Below are 22265 nucleotides of genomic sequence, written 5' to 3'. Positions count from 1 at the left end.
TCGTTGGCGCTCATGCGCTGGGTTCCAGGACGGCCAGGACGCGCACCATCGGCTTGCCCGCAGTCCTGAGCCGCTCGGCGCGCTTGCGCAGCAGCTCGGCGGTCTCGTCGCGTGCGCTGCGCGCGAGGGCGCCGAGCCCGGGCAGGGTCTGCTGCCAGCGCCCGATCTTCTTCTCGTACTCGTGCAGCGGGGCGTCCACCAGCTCGTCGCTGAGTTTGCGCAGCTCGTGCAGCTCACGGCGGGTTGCGGCGACGGCCGCCGGGAGCAGCTCGGTAAGCGCGTCGCGATCGCCCGGAGCGAAGTGGTCGTCCATGCCGGGCCCAACGCCGAGCTCGGCGAGAAGTTCGCGCGTCAGCGGGCGGATTCGTGGATGGTCCTGCGTCAGCAGGTCGACGGCGAGCCAGGCGACCACAGTTGGGCGCCCTTCCGAGTTGGACCACAGTCCCTGGGTCAGGAAGACCGGCTCCGGCACCTTCTTGGCGTCCACCTGCAGTACGGGGGCACTCTGGCGGCCGATCTGGACCAGCACCTTGTCGGTGATCCACTCCAGGACCGGGTGCAGCTCGCCGACGTAGTGGGAGTCCGGCCACAGGGAGTTGGAGTGGGGGTCCTCGCGGGCACGGCGCAGCGAGTCGGCGGCGTCCGCAGCATCGAAGGTGAGATTCAGGCGCCGGTCGATGCCCTGATCGCGGCGGTAGGAGTCGGGCAGAATAGAGAGGCGGTCGGCCAGGTCCTCGGGGGTGTCGAAGCTCAGGTCGTTACCCTCGACGAGGGTCTTCAGCCGGAACGATTCCAGGTCCTCGAGCTCGTCGAGGCCGGCCAGGACGTAGTCGCGCCGGGTGGAAAAGAGACGCAGTTCCTCGACCAGGACCGGCGGAGCGGGGAGGTCGTCCACTGGCGCTTCCTCAGGTTCAGCTTCGCCCCCGGCATCAAGCATGTCGAGGAAGTCCATCCCGACCGGGCCATCGTCGTATTCGGCCATCAGCGCCTGCTCGACTGGCGGTTCGCCTTCCTGGGAGGCCGTGTGGGCCTCCAGGTCTCGAACCGCGTCCTCAGGGCGGCGGCCGGCAAGGAGCGACTCCATCAGCCGCTTCTCTTCCTTGTCGACATCGTGTTCCTGGCTGACGGCCTCCACTGTGCCGAGCACCTGGTGAACCACCGCCTCACGGTCCAGAACCCGCTGCGCGACATCCCGGTCGTCCAGTGCACCCTCAACGCCGGAAGCGAGGATCATCGCGCGGAACTCCGGCGGGTGCTGCTGTCCGTAGCGGTCGATGCGGCCGTTGCGCTGTTCGACCCGGATCAGGCTCCACGGCAGGTCCCAATGGATCAGGTGGTGGCACTGGCGGTGCAGGTTCACGCCCTCGGACGCCCCGTCACCGGTCAACAGCAGCCGCACATCACTGCCGGCCCGAGCGAACTCGTCCACGTACTCCTGCTGCTCGGTGTCCGACACAAGGCTGTGCAGAACCTTGACCGCGTTCCTGCCGCTCTCGTCCGTCTTCCAGCCGAGCAACGGCGGAAGGATTACCCCGAGCCAATCGAGAGTCTCGCGGCGCTCGGAGAACACCACCGCCCTCGTCCCGCTGCCGGACCTGACGCCGATCTCGCGCAACTCCTCCACCAGCCCGGCGAGTTTCGCTGCCCCGTGCTGTCCCTTGGTGCTGACGGCCTGCTCGATGTCACGGGCCAGATCGGCCAGGCGCAGCAGGGAGGCCACCTCCGGCGTGGACGCCGGCGGGTCCACGAGCGGCGGGTCGGTGACGTGCTTGTGGTCATGCGGCAGCGGGTGGCCCAGCTTCCCCAGTCGTTCCCGTACGGTCGCGAACAGCGCGCGGTGCGAAGACAGGAACGATTTCAACAGCACATACGGGAACAGTCTGTTCTCGTCGCTGCGCGACCCCGCTCCTTCGCCTCCAACCTCCCCGGGGCGTCGCAGCCAGAACGAAGCGAGCTCGGCGAAGACCTGATCCTCCAGATCCGTCGCATTCCGCTCCACCGGGTACGAGCCTCCCCGGGGTGCCCACTTCACCACCTCGACGGTCTTCCCGTCCCGCACTTCGGTCTTCGTCGCAAGTACCTGCGAGACCTCGCGGCTGGTCTTGGTGCGGCGGATGTAGAGGTGCCTCAGTTCGTCCGGCTGGGGGTCGTTCACGTCCTTGATGGCCATCGGATCGAGCAGCCGGACGAGGCCGGCGAAGGATCGCATCTTGCCGTTGTGGGGCGTGGCGCTGGCCAGGATCAGCGCGTCGGTGCGCTCCGCCAGGAGGTTTGCCAGCGCCCGGCGGTCGCTGCTCTCCCCGATGAGGTTGTGCGACTCGTCAATGACGACTGCGTCCCAGCGGACGTTCTCCAGCCATGGCTTGTAGCGCCTCGGATTCTTGATCGTGTCCATGGAGACGATCACGCGCTTGTAGTAGGTGAAGGGGTTGCGCCCCGCCGGGACACGCCGCTCGATGCGCGCGATGCCGACGCTGTCCAGCCGCACCAGCGGAAGCGCGAACCGTGTCCACATCTCGTGCTGGAACTGCTCCAGCACCGGGGCCGGCGTTACCACGAGGATCCGCTCACCGCGCCCGCGTCGGACCAACTCACCGAGCAGCACCCCGATCTCCAGGGTCTTGCCGAGGCCCACCACGTCGCCGATCAGCAAACGTGGCCGAAGGGGGTTGGCCAGGGCCTTCTCAGCGGGGCGCAGCTGGTAGTCCATGCGGTCAAGCAGGAATCCTTCGGTCAGCGCCAAGCCCTTCTCGGACTGTGGCAGGGGCGTCCTGCGCATGACCGCCTCCAGGAAGAGGCGGCTGCGCCGAAACTCCTTCGAGGTATCGGGCACCAGCCGGGTGTCCTCAGGACGCAGTACCCGGGGCTGGTCCAGGGAGGTAAGGAAGCGGGCCTCGTGCCCTCGGACCAGGTCGGAGGCACCGGTCGCCTTGATCAGGTACTCGCCTTCCCTGGGCTCGCTGATGCTACGGACCAGCCAGTCCTCGTCACGCACCTCGATAACGGTGCCGACGGCGATCCCGAGCGGTGCGGCTGCGCCGACGTGGTCGGGTGAAGCGGCTGCTGCGTCGGACATCGCGTGGTGACCTCTCGAAAGACGATCGCGCCGCTGTATGGGCGCTGAGCTGGCGGAATGGTCTTCTGTTAGCACCCTAGGCCCCGACTGCCCGGGGAGGAGGGCGAGTGGTGACTTCAGTCCCATCGGCCACCAGGTATCCGTCGGCGGCTGGAGCGTGCGCCTACAGTTTGCGGCTACGGGCGTACGCCTCGCGGAGGTACTTGGCGACGCGTAGCGCGGCCGCAGGTGCGACCCGCGGCGGCGCCTCAGCGGCGGCGCCAGCTTGCGGCGATTCGGTCGGAAGGATCATGGTCGTCCTGCCTGACGGTGCATCCGCAGGCGTAAGCGGCACCGTGACCACGTTCGCCGGATCGATCAACGTGGGCGAGTAGCCCTCTTCGGGCTCCTGCCCCGGTTCGGGCATTACCACTTCGAGCTCATCCGAGGCGAAGAGCTGCGCGAAGAGATCATCACCGCCAACCCACGGCGCGTCGGGCGCTGCTCCGGCGTCCACCGCCTGCTGCGCCGCCGCCCGCACCTCGGCATTCGCGGCACCCGCAAGCGCCGAAGGGGGCAGTTCCGGCGCGAGCCCCGCCCCCTCGACCACCTCTCGCAACTGCGCGTCAGCGTCCTCGGGTGTCAGCCCGTGCTGAATGAGGAGCTCATGCAAACCCTGCTCCACCCCGTCGAGCGACGGACGCTGCTCCGGAATGGGCACAAGGATCTTGGCGAGCAGCGGGACGAATGTGTTGTCGACGTCGTCCCAGACCGGCGACACCAGGACCGGGCCATACGGATAGGGGGGACGGCCCGTCGCCGCAAAGAACAGCGTGGCTCCAAGCGCGTACACGTCGGCCGGTTCCTTGACTCGCTTCAGGTCAGTCGCCTGCTCCAACGGCATGTAGCCGGCAGAGCCGAACCCCAACCCGGTCTTGGTCACAGCCTGGCTGGTACGGCGGTCGACCAGTACCGCCAGGCCGAAGTCAAGGACGACGGGGCCGGTGGGGCCGAGGACGACGTTGGCCGGCTTCAAGTCCCGATGCAGCAGTTTTGCCCCGTGGATGGCACGCAGCGCGTCCACCAGGGCAAGCCCCAGAGCAGCGTAGGGGCCGACCGAGAAGACATCCGTCTTCTTGATCATGGTGCTGAGGTCAGGACCGTGCACGTAGTCGATCGCCAGCCACGGCTGCGCTGCCTCCGGGTCAGCAGCAAGCAGCGAAGGCACCCTGTCACTGACGACCGCCCGCACCGCGCCGATCTCCTGCGCGAACCGGGCGCGCTTCTCATCCTCGTCCTGCTGGGTGTTCTGCAGGTACTTCGGGCTGATGACCTTCACGACCGAGAGGGTGTTCTCTCGGTCGTCATCGCCCTCAGCCAGGTAGTACCCGGCTTCCAACTCGGGACCCAGGTTGTCCAACGGCAACCGCCGTGCAAGGTAGGCCCGGCCCATGCCCCCCTCGCCGAGAACGGCCAGCAATTCGAACGGGCCGAGCACCAGGGGGTCCACATCGCTGTCCAACGGCTTCATCAGCGCCCTCGTACCCCCGCCCGACTCGGAACTCGATCCTGAACCCGTGGCCACGTGCAAAGGGCACGGTGCACCCGCTACGGGCCCGCAGCACAGCTCACTGATCAGTTTAGAGCGCGTGCACATTAACCCGGCCCGATCCGTCGGAACCCGTCACGCTTCAGCATCCACAGCGGAGCTCACCACGCAGGGGCAGTCTCTCCAACACCTCCGAGTTGCCTGATCAGACGGCTCAGCTCGGCTGCTTCGGGCTCCTCTCGGAGGCCTCTGTCTCTGGGACTTTTCAGGGACTTTCAGCTCTGTCCGAGGGACTTTCGAGGGACGTTTTGGCGCCTAACACGGCAAGCCCCTGAAAGATCAGAAAGGGCCTCCGACGCAGGTCAGAGGCCCTTTCCGAGGCAAAGCCGAAGCTAGGGGCGGACGAGTCGGCCTGTACGCCGGGTTCTGTCTCCCGGGCTGCTTGCGCGGCCTGGGGAGGCGGCCATCCATCTAGGGCTGCCGTTGCCGACAGCCTCGTGCGGTCTACCCGCGAGCTTGGGCGAGCAGCCCTCGAACACCCGCGCACGGTGCCCGGGGGCACCGATCTTGACCTTGCTCCAGGTGGGGTTTACCGAGCCGGCCGAGTCACCTCGGTCGCTGGTGGTCTCTTACACCACCGTTTCACCCTTACCGGCGGCCGGAGCCGTCGGCGGTCTGTTTTCTGTGGCACTGTCCCGCGGGTCACCCCGGGTGGGCGTTACCCACCACCCTGCTCTGTGGAGCCCGGACGTTCCTCGGCGGGTCGTTGAGGACCCGTCGCGACCGCCCGGCCGGCTCGTCCGCCGTACTGGTCATCGTAGCCGGTCGGCGGGGCTGCCCTGGACAGCCGGGGTGGGTGTGGGTCGGGCGCTGGGCGGACCGGCCGGGGCGCCGTCGCTGAAGCGGGCGGCGACCCGGGCGGCGGTGCCCAGCGCCCAGGGGGTGCTGGTGAGCAGGCCGAGCACGGCGACGGCCAGGCCGAGGGCCATCACGATCCACCAGCCGGCGTGGCTGGCGGGCGCGAACCCGGCGGCCAGCGGGCCGACCACGGCGGAGGTGACCACGGTGCCGAGCACCGCGACGCCCAGCGACTGGCCGACCTGGCGGCTGGTCGAGGCGACCGCGGCCGCCACGCCGGCCTGGGCCCGCGGCATGCCGCTGACCGCGGCGTTGGTGACCGGGGCGTTGATCAGGCCGAAGCCGAAGCCGAAGACGCTGTAGGAGGCGAGCAGCAGGGCGGGCGAGGAGGTGGCGGTCAGCCGGGTGAGCAGCAGCCCGCTGGCGGCCACCCCGAGGCCGGCCAGCACCAGCGGGATCCGCGGGCCGCGGGAGCCGACGATCCGGCCCGAGATCGGGGCGCAGACCAGGGTGAAGCCGGCGATCGGCAGGGTCCACAGGCCGGCCTCGACCGGCGAGTAGTGGCGCACGTCCTGCAGGTACAGGGTGTTCAGGAAGAGGAAGCCGCCGAGCGCGGAGAAGGCGCAGAGCGCGATCAGGGTCGCCCCGGAGAACGGTGCGCTGCGGAAGAAGCGCAGGTCCAGCAGGGGCTCGCGGTGGCGGCGCTCCCAGAGCGGGAAGGCGATCAGCGCACCGGCGGCAAGGACGATCAGGGTCAGGATGACCGGGGAGGTCCAGCCGTGGTCGGGGCCCTCGATGATCGCGCCGGTGCCCGCGCCGAGCACCAGCACGGCCAGCAGTTGGCCGACCGGGTCCAGCCGGCGGGCCCGCGGTGCCCGGGACTCGGGCACGAAGCGGGCCGCCAGCGCGATGGCGAGCAGGCCGATCGGCACGTTGATCAGGAAGATCGAGGGCCAGCTGTAGTTGTCCAGCAGCACGCCGCCGACCAGCGGGCCGAGCGCCATGCTGATGCCCACCACGCCGCTCCAGACGCCGATGGCCTGGGCCCGCTCGCGCGGGTCGGTGAAGACGTTGGTGATGATCGACATGGCGACCGGGTTGAGCATCGAGCCGCCCACCGCCTGCAGGGCGCGGAAGGCGATCAGCCAGCCCAGGCTGGGCGCGATGCTGCACAGGGCCGAGCCGAGCACGAAGCAGACCAGGCCGAGCTGGAAGATCCGGCGGCGGCCGATCCGGTCGGCCACCGAGCCGGAGAGGATCAGCAGCGAGGCCAGGACCAGGGTGTAGGCGGCGACCACCCACTGCAGCCCGGAGGCGGGGGCCTTCAGGTCGTGCTGGATGGACGGCAGCGCGACGTTGACGATGGTGTTGTCCAGCCCGACGATCAGCAGGCTCATGCAGCAGATCGCCAGGATCAACAGGCGGCGGCCCCGCGTGAGGGCGGTCTGATCGGTCACCCGACCAGCCTAGGTATGGATGGGACGAATCCCCTCACAGTATGACTTGAGCCCGGCCGCCTCCATCGCCAGGTAGCGGCGGGTCAACCGCCCCAGCGCGAGGCCGGCGAGCGGGGCCAGCAGGCCGCTCTGCCGCAGTTCCAGGGTGACCCGGGTACCGCCGTCGGCCTGCGGGTGCAGGTGGTGCCCGGCGGTGGTCCGCAGGCCGGGGAACTCGGTCTGCCAGACGAAGGAGCGCTCCGGTTCGAAGGTGGTCACCAGCCAGATCGAGCCGGCCAGTCGGGGCTGCTTGACCCAGGCCTCGGAGCCCAGTCCGAACGGCCGGTGCTGCTCGCGCCGCCGGACCAGTTCGATCGACGGCGTCCACTTGCGCCATCCTTGGACGTCCGCCAGTACCACCCAGACCTCGGCGGCCGGGACCCGGATCTCCACCTGCTCGACGTAACGCACCGGCATGCACCCCCTGCCGCCCATGGTAGGGAGGCGGCGGGCGGGCGGGTAGATTTCCGGGCGCCGATTCAACAAACTGTTCAATGCGTGGGACGACGCGACGCACCGCGTCGCCCGACGCGCGACGAGACGAGATGAGAGGAGCCAGCGCATGGCCTACCTGGTCCTGCTGCCGCCGTCCGAGGGCAAGGCGGAGGCACCCGCGGGAGCACCACTCGACCTCGCCTCGCTCTCGCTGCCCGGGCTGACTGCCGCCCGGGAGCGGGTGCTGGCGGCACTGGTCGAGCTGTGCCGGGACGCGGCGGCGGACCAGGCCGCCGAGGACCGGGCCGCCGAGGTGCTCGGACTGAGCAAGGGCCTGCGCGGCGAGATCGCCCGCAATGCCGCGCTGCGCACCGCGGGCACGCTGCCGGCCGGCGAGCTGTACACCGGGGTGCTCTACGACGCGCTCGGCCTGGCCAAGCTGGACGAGGCGGCGTACGCCCGGGCCGAGCGCTCGCTGCTGGTCTTCTCCGGGCTGTGGGGCGCGGTCCGGATCGGCGACCGGATCCCGGGCTACCGGTGCTCGGGCGGCGTGAAGCTGCCGCCGCTCGGCGCGCTCGGCGGGTACTGGCGCCGGGAGACGGCCGAGGTGCTGCCCGCCGAGGCGGACGGCCTGGTGCTGGACCTGCGCAGCTCGGCCTACGCCGCCTCCTGGAAGCCGGCCGGCGAGCTGGTGGCGCGCACTGCGACCGTGCGGGTGCTCCAGGAGAAGGACGGCAAGCGCACCGTGGTGAGCCACTTCAACAAGGCCACCAAGGGGCGGCTGGTGCGCGACCTGCTGAACTCGGGTGAGCAGCCGGCCACCCCGGGCGAGCTGCTGGAGGTGCTGCGCGGCCTCGGCTACACGGTCGAGACGGCGGCCGCCGGCAGCGCCCGCAAGCCGTGGCAGCTGGACGTGGTGGTCACCGAGATCCACTGACGGCGAGTCGGGATGATCACCCGATGGAACGCCAGGAGAGCCTCGCGGAAGGCCGGGAGGAGGGCTGATGGGGCGTCGACACGGGACGCCCCATCAGCTCCGGGAACCGCTCAGCGCAGGTGCCCGGTGTCGTTGAGCAGCCGCAGCGAGGCGTTGCCGTCCGCGTAGTACTGCACCGCGCAGAACGAGGCGGCCGACAGCTCCATCCGGTAGACCGCGTCCGGCGGCGCCCCGAGGGCCAGCCGGACCAGCGTCTTGATCGGGCTGACGTGCGAGACCACCAGGACCGTCCGGCCCGCGTAACGGGCCAGGATCTTGTCCCGGGCCACCCCGACCCGCTGGGTCAGCGAGGCGAAGCTCTCGGTGCTGCCGGTCGGCTTGGCCTTGGTGGAGGCGAGCCAGGCGGTCAGGTCCTCGGGGTGGCGCTCCTGCACCTCGGCGAAGGTGAGGCCCTCCCAGTCCCCGAAGTCCAGCTCGCGCAGCCCCTCCTCGACCCGCACCGGCAGGCCCAGTCGCAGCGCCACCGCCTCGGCGGTCTGCCGGGTGCGCAGCATCGGCGAGCAGACCACCGCCTGCACGGTGCCGCGGGCAGCCAGTGCCTCGGCGGCCCGCTCGGCCTGCCACAGTCCGCGCTCGGAGAGCTCCGGGTCGCTGCCGGTGCTGCCGGAGAAGCGCTTCTGCGGGGTCAGCGCGGTCTCGCCGTGCCGCAGCAGCACCAGGGTGGTGGGGGTGCCCAGGTCGGCGGGCGCGGCCCAGCCGGCCTTGGCGGCCGGCGGTTCGGCGAGCGGCTCGGGCGCGGCCTCGGCGACCGAGAGCTCGGGTGCCGCCGGGCGGGCCTTCGGCTGCCACGCGCGGCCCGCCTGGCCCGCGTCCATCGCCTCGTTGGCCAGCCGGTCGGCCTCCTTGTTCCGCTCGCGCGGGATCCAGGAGTAGCCGACCTGCCCGCGCGGGAAGACCGTGCGGGCCTCGGCGGCCAGCGGCTGCATGTCCGGGTGCTTGATCTTCCAGCGGCCGGACATCTGCTCGACCACCAGCTTGGAGTCCAGCCGGACGTCCACCGTGGCGGTCGGGTCGATGGCGTGGGCGGCCCGCAGGCCGGCGATCAGCCCGCGGTACTCGGCCACGTTGTTGGTGGCCCGGCCGATGTACTCGGCCGCCTCGGCGATGATCTGGCCGGTGTCACCGTCGCGGACCACGGCGCCGTAGCCGGCCGGGCCCGGGTTGCCCCGGGAGCCGCCGTCCGCCTCGACGACGAACCTGCGAGCGGTCACGCTCAGATGCCCGACTCGCCGGTGCGGACCAGGATCCGACCGCAGTTGTCGCAGCGCACCACGGCGTCCTTCGGCTCGGCCTTGATCGCGTTCAGGTCGGAGACCGCGAACTCGACCCGGCAGCCCTCGCAGCGGCGCTGGTAGAGGCGGGCCGCACCGACGCCGCCCTGCTGCTCGCGCAGGCGGGTGTAGAGCTTCAGCAGGTCGGCCGGGATCACCTGGGCGACGGCCTCGCGGTCGCGGCCCACCTTGGCGGCCTCGGCGTCGATCTCGCCGAAGGCGGCGTCGCGGCGGGCGACGGCCTCGCCGAGCACCACGTCGGCGTGCTGCAGGCGGGCGGTCAGCTCGGTGACCCGGGTCTGCGCGGCCTCCGAACGCTCCATCACCTCCAGCACCACGTCCTCCAGGTCGGCCTGGCGCTTGGCCAGCGAGCCGATCTCGTGCTGCAGGTTCTCCAGGTCCCTGGCGGAGCTGACCGTGCCGGAGTCCATCCGCTGCTGGTTGCGGGTGGCCCGGGTGCGGACCTGCTCGACGTCCTGCTCGGCCTTGGTCAGCTCACGGGCGGTGTCGCCCTGCTGGGCCTGGGCGGCGACCACCAGGTCCTTGAGCGCGGTCTGGTCGGCGGTGGCCTTGTCGATCTCCGCGTGCTCGGGCAGGGTGCGGCGCCGGTGGGCCAGCTGGTCGAGCTTGGAGTCGATGGCCTGCAGGTCGAGGAGGCGGATCTGGTCGGCGGGCGCGGCGTTCAAGCGGAGGGCTCCTGTGATGACGGGGTGGTGCGGGTCAGAGGTGTGCGGTGGCCGGGCGGGCCGACTCGGCGTCGTACGGCATGGGTGCGTGCGCGGTCCACGGGTCGGTGACCCGGGTGGAGACCCTGGTCGCCACTTCCCAGCCGTGCTTCGCGGCGGCCGCGGTGAGCTCGCGGGCGGCCTGGTCGAGCCAGGGCCACTCGGTGGCCCAGTGGGCGGCGTCGAGCAGGGCGATCGGGGCGGCCTCGGCCGCCTCGGCGGCCGGGTGGTGGCGCAGGTCCGCGGTGACGAAGGCGTCCACGCCGGCCGCCCGGACCTGGGCGAAGAAGCCGTCGCCGGAGCCGCCGGAGACCGCCACCCGGCGGATCGGCCGGTCGCCGTCGCCGGAAACCCGCACGCCGGTGGCGGTCGCGGGCAGCCCCGCGGCCACCTGCGCGGCGAACGCGGCCAGCGGCATCGGCTCGGGCAGCTCGCAGATCCGCCCGATGCCGCGGCGGCCGGCCGGGTCGGTCGGGTCCGGGTCCAACGGGCCGAGGACGGTCAGGCCGAGCGCGGCGGCGAGGGCGTCGGAGACGCCGGGGTCGGCGCTGTCGGCGTTGGTGTGTGCCACGAACAGGCCGATGCCGGCCCGGATCAGGGTGTGCACCACGCGGCCCTTGAACGAGGTCGCGGCCACGCTGGTGGTGCCGCGCAGGTAGAGCGGGTGGTGCGTCACGACCAGGTCGGCGCCCCAGGCCACCGCCTCCTCGACCACCGGCTGCACGGGGTCGACGGCGAACAGCACCCGGCGCACCTCGTCGTCCGGATCGCCGCAGACCAGGCCGACGGCATCCCAGGACTCCGCCCACTGCGGCGGGTAGAGCTCGTCGAGCGCGTTGATGACGTCGGACAGTTTCGGCACCCGTTGAGACTACCGCGCGCGGGGCCGGGCCCGAGTCCCCGGCCGGGCCGGGCGCGGGGCCGGGGAGAGCCGGGCACGGGATCCCGGGGAGGACCGGGCGCGCGGCCGGGGAGGACCGGGCGCGGGATCCGGGGGGCGCGGCCGACGGCCGGCCGAGACCCGACCGGGGTGCGCCCGGCCGCGTCGCCGTCAACCCGCGCGCACCCCCGCGACCTGCCCCGACCCGCTCGTACGACCCGCCGCGCCGCCCACCGGAACCCGGTCCCGCCAGCCCCGCCACGACGTCGCTGTGGCAGAGCCGGGGGTCGGTCCGCACCCGAAAGGGCCGCCACATCACCCCAAAGAGTGAAGTGACCCGCGCTGCGTTGAGTGACCCCAGGGCCGAAAGTAACTTCTCCGGTGCGAACGGGAGTTGCGGCAGCCGATGGCGCCGGCAGCACCCGGTGCGCGGGGGTCCCGCAGGGATCCCCGGGGGGATTTCCCGGGGGGAATGACCGACAGCCGGACGGACACGGAGTGGGGTGGGAGCGGATGGCAACGGGCATACCGCTGCGACTGGCCGCGGGGCCGGAGTCGGTGGACCGGACGTGGCGGACCGGAGCACCTGCGGACGACACGCTGGTCGAGGTGGCCCGGGCGGCCGTGGCCGGCACCGGAACGACACCGGGGAGGGTCGCGGGTGGCTGGGGAGCCGCCTTCGACGAGTTCTGGTGCACGGTGCGGCCGCCCGCGGTGCTCGCCCGTCCCGAGCTGCTGCCCGAACAGGGTTGGAAGATCCACGTGAGCGCGGCCGCCGGCGTGGCGGCCGAGGTGCTCGGCGCGGTGGCCGAGGTGCTGGCCGAGGACCCGTGCGTGTTCAAGTTCGCGGCCGACCGGGAGCGGCTGCACCAGATCAACTCCCGGAACAGCGAGCGGGGTTCGGCCGGCAAGTTCATCACCGTCTACCCGTTGGACGAAGCCCAGTTCGAGCGACTGGCCGGCGCGCTGCACCGGGCCACCGAGGGCCGGCCCGGCCCGGTGGTGCTCTCCGACCGGCCGTTCGCGCCGGGCAGCCGGGTGCACTACCGGTACGGCGTGATCTCCGCCCGCGCCGAGCTGGGCAACGACGGCGCCTACCGCTCGCTGCTGCGGGCGCCGGACGGCCGGCGGATCGAGGACGTGCGCGGAGCCAGTTACCGGCGCCCGCCGTGGGTGGTCGACCCCGTCGAGGGTCGGCGGCCGGCCGGCGCACCGCCCGCGGGCGCCACCGGACCGGCCGGCCGCCCGGCGGGACGACCGGAGGGTGCGGGACGGCCGGCAGGCGCGCGACGACCGGAAGGCAAGGAGGGCGGCGTGCTGATCGGCGACCGGTACCTGCTGACCGCAGCGATGCGGCACGGCAGCAAGGGCGGGGTGTTCCTCGGCAACGACACCCGCACCGGACGGAACGTGGTGGTCAAGCAGGCCCGGGCGCACATCGAGGTGGACCGGGCGGGCACCGAGGCGCGCACCGCGCTGCACCACGAGGCCCGGGTGCTGACGGAGCTGGCCGACCGCGGCCTCACCGCCCGACCGCTGGACCTGATCGAACAGGCGGACTCGGTCCTGCTGGTGCAGGAGCACATCCCGGGCCAGCCACTGGGCAGCTGGGTCGCCGCCCGGCTGACCACCGACGGCGCGCCCGGCGTGCCCTGGGCGACGGCCCGGCCGATGGCGCTGGCCCTGGTCGACCTGGTGGCACGGGTGCACGCGGCCGGGTACGTGCTGCGCGACCTGTCCCCGGGCAACGTCCTGGTGCTGCCCGACGGCGACGAAGCGCCGCAGCTGCACCTGATCGACCTCGAACTCGCCTGCCCCACGGGCGTCCTGGCCGGCACGGCGGGCACCCCCGGCTACCGGGCGCCGGAGCAGCGGGTCGGCTCGCTGCGCGCCGCGCCGAGCGCCGACCTGTTCGCCCTCGGCGGGCTGCTCTTCCTGCTCGCCACCGGCCACGATCCGCTGCTGCCGGAGGACCTGCCGCAGGCCCGACCGGTGCCCGAGCGGCTCGGGCGCTGGCTCGCGCTGGCCGCCCGGCAGGGCGAGAGCGCCCGCCGGCTGCAGGCGGCGCTGCTGGGGCTGCGGGCGCCGGTGGCGGCGGAGCGGTGGTCACCGGCGCGGGTGCGGGAGGCACTGGCGGCGGACGCGGACCCTGACTCCGCCCCGGACCCGGCCCAGGACCCGGCAGTGACCGTCGCGACCGATGCGGGTGGGGCGGCAGGTGCGGGCGGGGCGGCGGAGGCGGCCGAGCGCGCCGCGGACGGGGTGCTGGACCGGGTCCTGCTGGACGGCCTGCGGCACCTGGCCGCCACCGCCACCCCGCAGCGCCCGGACCGGCTCTGGCCCACCGTGCCGAACGGCCAGCAGACCGACCCGTGCAACGTCCAGCACGGCGCGGCCGGGGTGCTCGCGGTGCTGGCCCGAGCCCTGGCCACGCCCGACCTGCTCGACGAATCGACCTACGGCGACGTCGAGCTGACGGTTCGTCACGCCGCTCGGTGGATCGAGCGACGGTGCGCCGCCGAACCGGTGGTGCTGCCCGGCCTGCACTTCGGCCGCTCCGGCGCGGCCTGGGCCCTGCTGGACACCGCCGAGGCCCTGGACGATCCCGAACTCGCCTCTCGTGCCCGCCGGTTGGCCGCCGCCGTGCCGCAGCACTGGCCCAACCCGGACATCTGCCACGGCGCGGCCGGCGCCGGCTTCCTGCGGCTGCGGCTCGGCGAGCACGAGGCCGCGCTGGCCGCGGCGCGCAGCCTGCTGGCGGCCGCGACGACCGAGCCCTACGGCACGGTCTGGCCGGTGCCCGCGGACTTCGACTCCACCCTGGCCGGCATCACCCACCTGGGCTATGGCCACGGGGTGGCCGGGGTCGGCGCCTTCCTGCTCGCCGTCCACCGCGCCACCGGCGACCCGGCCGCACTGGCCGGAGCCGAACGGGCGGCGGCCACCCTCGCGGCCACGGTGCGCCGCGGCGGCGACGCGGAGGCGGCTGCGACGACACCGGCCGCGGCGCCGACGACGGCCGCGATGACGACGGCTGCACCGACGACGACCGCGGCACCGACGGCCTGGTGGCCGCAGAGCGCCGGGGACCCGCCGCACGTGCGGCTGTCCCACTGGTGCAGCGGCTCCTCCGGGGTCGGCAGCTTCCTGATCCGGCTCTGGCAGGTCAACGGCGACCCGGCGGTGCGCGAACTCGCGACCGCCGCTGGGACGGCGGTGCTGGCCAACCGGTGGCGCAGCGGCACCAGCGCCTGCCACGGGCTGGCCGGGGACGGCGAGTACCTGCTGGACCTGGCCCAGGCCACCGGCGAGCCGCGGTTCCTGGCCGGCGCGCGCGAACTGGCCCGGCTGATCGCCGCCCGGGCGGTGCTGCGCGACGGGCTCTTGGTGGTGCCCGACGAGACCGGCACCGGCTGCGCCGCCGGGTACGGCACCGGCACCGCCGGTCCGCTCGCCTTCCTGCTGCGCCTGCGGCACGGCGGCCCGCGGCTCTGGCTGGACCCGGTGCCGGCCACGGCGGGCCGACTGCCCGACACGACGGGCCAGGAGCAGTCGCAGGTCGCGACGGGCCAGGCCCAGGGCCGGCCCCGGGTCCCGGAGAGCCGGGCACCGGAACGCGACTCCGCCACCGGGGCGGTGCCCCGATGACCGCCGTCCTGCGCGCCACCGCACCCGCCCTGCGCCGGCTGAGCTTCACCTTCGCCGCCGACGGCTCGCACGCCGCCTGCCTGGCGGCCGGCGCGGACGGCGGCTGGTACGCCGAGAGCTGGGCGCTGGACCCGACCGGTCCGGCCCGCCCGGTGCCGCTACTGCTCCCCGGGGAGCGCTCGGAGAGCCTGCGCTCGCAACTGGTCGCGCTGCCGGACGGCCGGGTCCTGGTCTGCCGGCACGACGGCGACCGGCACGACCTGGTGCTGCTCGCCCGGGACGGCGAGGTGGCCGCCGAACAGTCGCTGAGCACGCTGCGGACCCCCGGGCTCCGGTTGCTGCCGCTGCCGGTCGACCCGCTGGCGGCCCCCGGCGACCAGCCGGTCGCGGTGGCCCTGGGGACCGACATCCAGCCGACCACCACCGCCTACCTGGTCTACGCCGACGGCCGCGCCCCGCGCCAGGTCGCCGAGTTGCCCGGTTTGCACGGCGGCGGGGTCTGGCTGGACCGCACCGGCCGGCTGCTCGCCCTGGACCGGGTGCACGCCGGCGTGGTCAAGACCGTCGCGCTGGACCTGCGGCTGGGCACCGTGACCCCGCTGCTGGAGATCGCCGAGCGCAGCAACGACCGACTGATGCTCTTCGACCCCGACACCGGCTTCCTGCTGCTGCGCAGCGACGCCGCCGGCGAGGACCGGCTCGGCTGGGGGGTGCTCGGCAGCGAGCGGCCGGTGCGCTTCCCGGACTGCCTGCACACCCCCGGCCGGTTCCTGCGCCCGGTGGCGGTGGAACCCGGCTCGGTCACTGCCGAGCGGAGCCGGGTGGCGGTGCAGATCGACCACGGCGCCGCCTCGGCCCTGGTGCTCTGGCGGCCGGCCGACGGACGGCTGGAGCGACTGCCGGTGCCGCCCGGACGGTTCGGCGCGATCGGGCACTGGTCGGCCGCGGCCGGGCTCCGGATGCCGTACTCGGCGCCGGACCACCCGGCGGCGCTGGCCACCCTGGCGGTGGACCGGCTGCTGGCCGGGCGGGGCGGGCCGGCATCCGCGTCGGCGCTGACGCCGGTCCTCCCGGTGCTGCCGATCCCCGGCACGGGTCAGGGGGCGGTGCCGGGCGCGCCGGCCGGCGCGCTCGGTGCAACCGCGCGGGTCGTGGACACGGCGGCCACCGGCTGGCGGCTGGACGGCAGCGCCGAGCCCGGCGGCGGCAGCCGCTGGCACGGTGCGCACAGCCTGGAACTCGCCGGCCCCGCCGGACCGATCGAGGCCGTGGTGTACGGCGGCGCGGCCTGGCTGAGCAGCCCGCGGCTGGCCATCGCCCTGCACGGCGGCCCGGCCGACGCCTGGCGACTGGAGTTCGACCCCGCCCTGCAGCGGATGGCCGCCGAGGGCCTGGCGGTGCTGGCGCCCAACCAGCGCGGCAGCACCGGCTACGGGGTCGCCCACGCGATGTCGATCAAGGGCGCCTGGGGCGGGCCCGACCTGGCGGACGTGCTCGCGCTGGTGACCGCCGTCGCCGACCGGCGGGCCGCCCTCGGCCTGCCGCCGCCCGGCCTCTTCGGGGTCAGCTACGGCGCCTTCCTGGCGCTGCTGGCCGCCGCCCACGCACCCGCGGGGCAGCTCGGCCGCTGTGCGGTGGTCGCCCCGTTCCTGTCCGGCGCCCGGCTGTTGGCCGAGGCCGCCGCCCCGGTCCGGGCCCTGACCACCCGGCTCGGCGGCGGTGAGCCGATCGAGGACGCCCTGGGCCCGCGCGACGTCCTGGCCCTGGCCGGCTCGCTCACCGTGCCGCTGCTGGTGGTCCACGGAGACCGCGACGAGGTGGTTCCGGTGAGCCAGTCCCGCACCCTGCGGCACGAACTGCTGCGGCTCGGCCGGGTGGAGGGCGTCGACTTCCGCTACCTGGAGGTGGCCGGCGCCGGGCACGAGGTGCTCGCCGAAGAGGGCGCAGCCGTGCTGCACGAACTGCTCGCCGGCTTCCTGCGCGGCTAGCCCCGCGGCGGGCCCGCCACTGCGGCCGGCCCGCCACTCTCGAGACTTCCCCGACCCGCCCGTCCCACGGGCCGGCCGGGGAGCACCGCCCGTGCGGTCCGGTCCAGTCCGGAACGGACCGCACGGCGAACCGACACCGAAGGTGCGCAGGGCAGTTCGCGCTGCGCACCACCAGCAAGGGGAGGACCCATCGTGGAGAACATGACCGGCTTCGAGACCGACCTCGCGGCCCTGCAGGACCTGCCGGAGACCGAGTCGGCCGAGCTGACCGGCCACGGCAGCGGGTGCCAGTTCACCTGCCTGATCCTGACCTGCCTGATCTTCACCCTCTCCTGACCCCAGGAGAGGGGCTGGGCTGACCCACCGTCGGCCCGGCACCGGGCAGTACACCACCGCACGACCTCGCAGCACCGCGGACCGCGGACCGCGGTGCTGCCGCCCGCAGGGCACCGTCCGCCCGACCGGCCGGTGCCCTGCGGCACACCCGGCACCTCCTGGTGCCCCACCTCACACGTCACCCCCACCTACCCCCCCGGAGCTCACATGGCGCGGCGCTGGACTCTCGCCCTGGTTGTCGCGGCCCCGGTCGACGCCGCGCTCACGCTGGCCCTGCCCGCCGCGCTCGCCGGGGCCGCCGACGCCGTCCTGGCCCACCCCGAGCGGCCGGCGGCCGCGACCCCGGCCGTACTGCTGTTGGCCGCCGTGCTGCTCGCCGGTGCGGTGGCCGCCACCGTACTGGCGCTGGCCGGTCCCGCCTGCTCGGCCGCGGCGACCGTCGCGCAACGGGAACGCTTCCTCGACCACGTCCTGGCCCTCGGGCCCCAGCGGGTCGGCTGGGCCGCCGGTGATCTGACGGCCCGGCTGGTCACCGCCGCCGCGGACGCCGGCAACCGCGTCCCGGCGGCGGTCGGCACCGGGACCGCGCTGCTCACCTCGCTCGGCGCGATCCTCGGGCTCGGCGTGCTGTCGCCCTGGCTGGCGCTCGCCTTCCTGGGCGGGGTGGTTCCGGGGGTGCTGCTGGTGCGGCTGTTCGGGCAGGCGGCGGGGGACGGGTTCGTCCGCTACCAGCAGGCCCAGTCCGCGATCGCGGCCCGGCTGAGCGGTGCGCTGACCGGCTTGCGCAGCATCCACGCCGCCGGGGCCGAGGCCGGCGAGGCCGCCCGGGTGCTCGCGCCGCTTCCCGAACTGGCCGCCACCGGACGGGAGTTCTGGGCGACCCAGCGTCGCACGGTGTGGCAGGCGATGCTGCTGATCGCGGCCGTGGAACTGGCGGTGTTGGCCACCGCCGGCACCCTGGTGGCCCGGCACGCGCTGCCCGCGGGCGCGCTGGCGGCCGCGGCCGGCTGGTCGGCGCTCGGGATCGGCTTCTTCGAGCAGGTGGAGGCGCTGGCCGGGCTGGCCCACGCCCGGGCGGGGCGGCAACGGCTGGCCGAGGTGCTCGACGCGCCCGCCCCGACGCCCGGCACCGCCGAGCTGCCGCCGGACGGGCCCGGCGAACTACGGCTCCACCGGGTGGTGGTCGCGGGCGAGTCCGGCGGCGCCCCGCTGCTCGGCCCGCTGGACCTGACCGTGCCCGGCGGCAGCACGGTGGCCCTGGTCGGCCGCTCGGGCGCCGGCAAGTCGCTGCTCGCCGCGGTCGCCGGCGGCCTGCGCGCGCCGGACCGCGGGATCGTGACGCTGGACGGCGTGCCGCTCGACCGGCTCTCCCCCACCGCCCGGCGGGCTGCCGTCGGCTACGCCTTCGAGCGGCCGGTGCTGGTCGGCCGGACGCTGGGCGAGGCGCTGGAGGGCGCCGGCCCGGAGCAGCTGCGGGCGGCCCGGGCAGCCGAGTTCGTCGCCCGGCTGCCGGCGGGGCCGGCCACCCCGCCCGGCGAACTGCGACTCTCCGGCGGCGAACTGCAGCGCCTCGGGCTGGCCCGGCTGCTCGCCCGGCCCACGCGGGTCGCGGTGCTGGACGACGCGACCGGCAGCCTCGACCTGGTCACGGAGTTCCAGGTGACCCGGGCCCTGACGGCTGCCACCGCCGGGCGGACCCGACTGGTGGTCGCCCACCGTGCGGCGGCCGCGGCCCGGGCCGACCTGGTGGCGTGGTTGGACGGGGGCCGGCTGCGGGCACTGGCGCCGCATGCCGAGTTGCTGGCCGACCCGGAGTACCGCGCTGTGCTGGTCGCGACGGCGGTGTCCTGATGGGCCGCCACACCACCGCCCGCACCCCGGGCACCCACCCTCGGCCGGGTCCCCGGTTCGGCCGGCCCGACTCCCCCGGCCCGTTCGCACCGCTGCGCCGTGCCGCGCTCGGCGCTGCGCGGGGCCCGCTGCTGCGGCTGCTGCTGTTGGCCGCGGTGGAGACCGTGCCCACGCTCTGCTCCGGGCTGATCCTGGCCACCGCCGCCGACCGGGGCTTCCTGGTCGGCCGACCGCTGGCCGGTTGCGGCTGGCTGGCGCTGCTCGGGGCCGGGCTGGTGCTCCGCGGCTGGGCCGCCAGGGCGGCGTTCCCGCAGGTCGCCGCCGTGGTCGAGCCGCTGCGCGACGCCCTGGTGGGCCAGGTGGTGACGGCTGCCCTGGCCGACCCGCACGCCGACGACCTCGCCGCGGTCGCCCGGCTCACCGAACAGGTCGAGACGGTACGGCAGTTGACCGCCGCCCTGCTGCGCACCGTGCGCGGCGTGGGGGTCGGCCTGGTCGGCGCGCTGCTCGGGCTGGCGCTGCTCGCACCCGTCGTGCTGCCGCTGGTGCTGCTGCCGCTGGGCGCCGGCGGGCTGCTCTTCGTCCGGCTGCTGCCGCCGCTGCTGCGGCGGCGCCAGGAGGTGGTGCTGGCCGGTGAGCGGGTGGCCGCGGAGGCGGGGCAGGTGTTCGGCGGGCTGCGCGACGTGGCGGCGTGCGGGGCCGAGCAGCGGGTGGCGGCCTCGGTCGGCGCGGCGGTCCGGGCGCAGGGTGCGGCGACCCGGGCGCTGGGGCGGGCCGGCGCGCTGCGGGCCCTGGCGGTGACCCTCGGCGGGCGGCTGCCGGTGCTGCTGGTGGTCCTCGCGGCGCCCTGGCTGGTGCTGCACCACTGGTTGACGACCGGTGCGGTGCTCGGGGTGATCGCCTACCTCACCCAGCAGTTGGAACCGGCCGTGCGGACCCTGTCCGGCGCGTTCGGCGGCTGGCTGCCGCAACTCACCATCGCCCTCGAGCGGCTGGCGGAGACCACGACCACCGTTGCACGCACCCCCACCCCGCGCGCCCCCGCCTCCGGCGTGTCGCCCCCCGCCGCGGCACGCCCGGGGCGCACCGCCCGGGCGACCGCCGACCCGCCCGGCACGCTGCGGGTCCAGCGGCTGCGCTACGCCCACTCCCCCGCCGCTGCTCCGGTGCTGACCGGGCTGGACCTCGGCATCGCGCCCGGTGAGCACCTCGCCGTGGTCGGCGCCAGCGGTGCGGGCAAGTCCACGCTGGCGGCGCTGCTGGCCGGCCTGCTGGCCCCGGACGCCGGACGCGTCACGCTGGACGGCGTGCCACTGCACGCGCTGCCTGCCGCGCAGCGCGCCGCCCGGGTGGCGCTGCTGCCGCAGCAGGCGTACGTGTTCACCGGTACCGTCCGGGAGAACCTCACCTGGCTCGCGCCCGACGCCGACCCGGCGCCCGCCGTGGCGCTGCTCGGCGCGGGCCCGCTGGTGGCCCGGCTCGGCGGGCTGGACGCCGAACTGGCCGACCCGGCCGCGCTGTCGGCCGGCGAGCGCCAACTGCTCGCCCTGGTCCGGCTCTACCTGTCGCCGGCCGCCGTGGTGCTGCTGGACGAGGCCACCTGCCACCTGGACCAGGCGGCCGAGGCCCGGGTGGAGGCGGCGTTCGCCGCGCGGCCCGGGTCGCTGGTGGTGGTCGCGCACCGGATCGGCTCGGCGCTGCGTGCGGACCGGGTGCTGCTGCTGGACGGCGGGCAGGCCACCGTCGCGCGCCACGGCGACCTGCAGGTGCTCTCGCCGCTCTACCGGGAGTTGGTCGGGCACTGGCTGTCCGGGCAGTCCGCGGTGGCGCCGGGTCGGCGTGGCGACACGCCGCCCGCCGGCGACCCGGCCCGCGTCACCACCCCGGTTCCGTCCGTTACTTCCGGCCCGCACGACCCCGCCGCCGCGGTCCCTCCCGTCACCTCCGACCCACCCGGTGCAACCGATCCGGCCCGGCCGACCGTCCTGGACCCGGCGGGCCACCGCCTCGGCCCAGGCCGCCACCCGCCCGCCCGCGGTGCTACCCGCGGGTAACAGCGGCGCACTCCGGATCGAGTAAGGTCCATCGGACACGTCCGCCGGACCAGGGAGCAGCGCCGCCATGATCGAGACCCGGGAGCAGACCGGCCCCGACCACGCGGCCCCGGCGCCCGCCCCTGCCCCCGAGGTGCTCGCCGCCTTCAGCGCGGCCGACGGCTTCATGCCGGTGGACGAGGGCCTGGCGCTCTACGCCGCGGCGGTGACGGCCGCCGAGCGGACCGGGCTGCCGGTGCTGGAGATCGGCACCTACTGCGGCCGCTCGGCGATCCTGCTGGCCGACGCCGCCCGGCGCGCCGGCACCGTGGCGCTGACCGTGGACCACCACCGCGGTTCCGAGGAGCAGCAGCCGGGCTGGGAGTACCACGACGCCTCGCTGGTCGACCCCGAGGTCGGCCTGATGGACACGCTGCCGCGGTTCCGCCGCACCCTGCACGCGGCCGGCCTGGAGCAGCACGTGGTCGCGCTGGTCGGCCGCTCGCCGCAGATCGCGGCGGTCTGGGGCGGCCGGGTGGCGCTGGTCTTCATCGACGGCGGCCACACCGACGAGCACGCCACCGGCGACTACGAGGGCTGGGTCCCGCACCTGGCGCCGGACGGCCTGCTGGTGGTGCACGACGTCTTCCCCGACCCGGCCGACGGCGGTCAGGCGCCCTACCGGGTCTACCTGCGCGCGCTGGCCGAGGGCTTCGAGGAGGTCTCCGTCACCGGCTCGCTGCGCGTCCTGCGCCGCCGCGCGGCCTGACCCCGCCGCCGCCCGCTCCGCCCCCACGCCACTGACCCGCCCCGACGGCCTCGTCGCCCCCCGAACGGACAAGTCGGCCGAACCGGTCCCGGGTCGACCCGTTTCCGCCGCCTTTCCGGGAGCCGACGCACCCGGGGTGCCCCGTGGCCGGTACCGTGACCACCGGCAGAGCACCGACCAGCGATCAGCCGCAGGGCCCGACCCGAAGGCGGGGGCGACACGATGACGGACCAGGGCGACATGACACCGGCGGTCTGGGACCCCACCGCGCGCGGCGGCGCGGGCGGCTGGGTCCGCCCCCAGCCGGCCGGCGCCCAGCCCCCCGGACCGGGCGCCCCGGTGCCCCCCGCCGGCCCGTACCCCGGCAACGCACC

Annotated in this window: 14 protein-coding genes and 1 other RNA gene; 7 read left to right on the top strand and 8 right to left on the bottom strand. The window is 74.6% G+C overall.

Annotated features, from left to right (window positions below; all coding sequences use genetic code 11):
- Positions 1-10 precede the first annotated feature (10 nt).
- From ACQRUO_RS12490 to ACQRUO_RS12470, 5 genes are all read right to left on the bottom strand, one after another.
- A complete protein-coding gene (locus tag ACQRUO_RS12490) occupies positions 11-3076 on the bottom strand; it encodes an SNF2-related protein (RefSeq protein WP_428315900.1) in 3066 nt (1021 codons plus the stop codon).
- Between the two features lie 163 nt (positions 3077-3239).
- Positions 3240-4586: a serine/threonine protein kinase gene (locus ACQRUO_RS12485; protein ID WP_428315899.1), complete on the bottom strand. Its 1347-nt coding sequence runs from the start codon at positions 4584-4586 to the stop codon at positions 3240-3242.
- A gap of 417 nt (positions 4587-5003) precedes the next feature.
- Positions 5004-5403: RNase P RNA component class A (gene rnpB, locus ACQRUO_RS12480), an RNA gene on the bottom strand.
- A gap of 13 nt (positions 5404-5416) precedes the next feature.
- The gene (locus tag ACQRUO_RS12475; protein WP_428315898.1) at positions 5417-6919 is read right to left on the bottom strand and encodes a DHA2 family efflux MFS transporter permease subunit; all 1503 of its coding nucleotides are present in this window, start codon (positions 6917-6919) and stop codon (positions 5417-5419) included.
- 9 nt (positions 6920-6928) lie between these two features.
- Positions 6929-7375, bottom strand: coding sequence for an SRPBCC family protein (locus ACQRUO_RS12470; RefSeq protein ID WP_428315897.1), 447 nt, complete (start codon positions 7373-7375; stop codon positions 6929-6931).
- 145 nt (positions 7376-7520) lie between these two features.
- Between ACQRUO_RS12470 and yaaA the strand changes: the two genes are divergently transcribed.
- A complete protein-coding gene (gene yaaA / locus ACQRUO_RS12465) occupies positions 7521-8330 on the top strand; it encodes a peroxide stress protein YaaA (RefSeq protein WP_428315896.1) in 810 nt (269 codons plus the stop codon).
- Between the two features lie 110 nt (positions 8331-8440).
- On the opposite strand, the gene ACQRUO_RS12460 is transcribed toward yaaA, so the two are convergent.
- From ACQRUO_RS12460 to ACQRUO_RS12450, 3 genes are read right to left on the bottom strand one after another with little or no spacing between them, the layout of a single operon-like run.
- A complete protein-coding gene (locus tag ACQRUO_RS12460; protein ID WP_428315895.1) occupies positions 8441-9601 on the bottom strand; it encodes a bifunctional RNase H/acid phosphatase in 1161 nt (386 codons plus the stop codon).
- Between the two features lie 2 nt (positions 9602-9603).
- Complete coding sequence (locus tag ACQRUO_RS12455) at positions 9604-10347, bottom strand: zinc ribbon domain-containing protein (RefSeq protein ID WP_428315894.1); 744 nt, start codon at positions 10345-10347, stop codon at positions 9604-9606.
- Between the two features lie 34 nt (positions 10348-10381).
- A complete protein-coding gene (locus ACQRUO_RS12450; protein WP_428315893.1) occupies positions 10382-11248 on the bottom strand; it encodes a Nif3-like dinuclear metal center hexameric protein in 867 nt (288 codons plus the stop codon).
- A gap of 531 nt (positions 11249-11779) precedes the next feature.
- On the opposite strand from ACQRUO_RS12450, the gene lanL reads away from it, so the two are divergent.
- From lanL to ACQRUO_RS12420, 6 genes are all read left to right on the top strand, one after another.
- Positions 11780-14914 carry a class IV lanthionine synthetase LanL gene (lanL, locus tag ACQRUO_RS12445; RefSeq protein WP_428315892.1) on the top strand — a complete coding sequence of 1045 codons (3135 nt, stop codon included), beginning with the start codon at positions 11780-11782 and terminating at the stop codon, positions 14912-14914.
- The gene (locus tag ACQRUO_RS12440; RefSeq protein WP_428315891.1) at positions 14911-16902 is read left to right on the top strand and encodes an alpha/beta hydrolase family protein; all 1992 of its coding nucleotides are present in this window, start codon (positions 14911-14913) and stop codon (positions 16900-16902) included. Before lanL ends, ACQRUO_RS12440 begins: the two co-directional genes overlap by 4 nt.
- A 201-nt stretch (positions 16903-17103) precedes the next feature.
- Entirely contained in the window at positions 17104-17238 is a 135-nt protein-coding gene (locus tag ACQRUO_RS12435) for a VenA family class IV lanthipeptide (RefSeq protein ID WP_428315930.1), read from the top strand.
- A 207-nt stretch (positions 17239-17445) separates the two neighbouring features.
- The gene (locus ACQRUO_RS12430; protein WP_428315890.1) at positions 17446-19089 is read left to right on the top strand and encodes an ATP-binding cassette domain-containing protein; all 1644 of its coding nucleotides are present in this window, start codon (positions 17446-17448) and stop codon (positions 19087-19089) included.
- Positions 19089-21143 (top strand): ATP-binding cassette domain-containing protein, encoded by a 2055-nt coding sequence (locus ACQRUO_RS12425; protein ID WP_428315889.1) that lies wholly within the window; start codon positions 19089-19091, stop codon positions 21141-21143. The genes ACQRUO_RS12430 and ACQRUO_RS12425 overlap by 1 nt, the downstream gene beginning before the upstream one ends.
- A gap of 67 nt (positions 21144-21210) precedes the next feature.
- Positions 21211-21891, top strand: coding sequence for a class I SAM-dependent methyltransferase (locus ACQRUO_RS12420; protein WP_428315888.1), 681 nt, complete (start codon positions 21211-21213; stop codon positions 21889-21891).
- The last annotated feature ends 374 nt before the right edge of the window (positions 21892-22265 follow it).

Source organism: Kitasatospora sp. LaBMicrA B282, from assembly GCF_050325825.1.
Taxonomy (GTDB): Bacteria; Actinomycetota; Actinomycetes; order Streptomycetales; family Streptomycetaceae; genus Kitasatospora.
The sequence above is the reverse complement of the archived record's forward strand: the minus strand, read 5'-3'. Positions and strand labels throughout refer to the sequence as shown.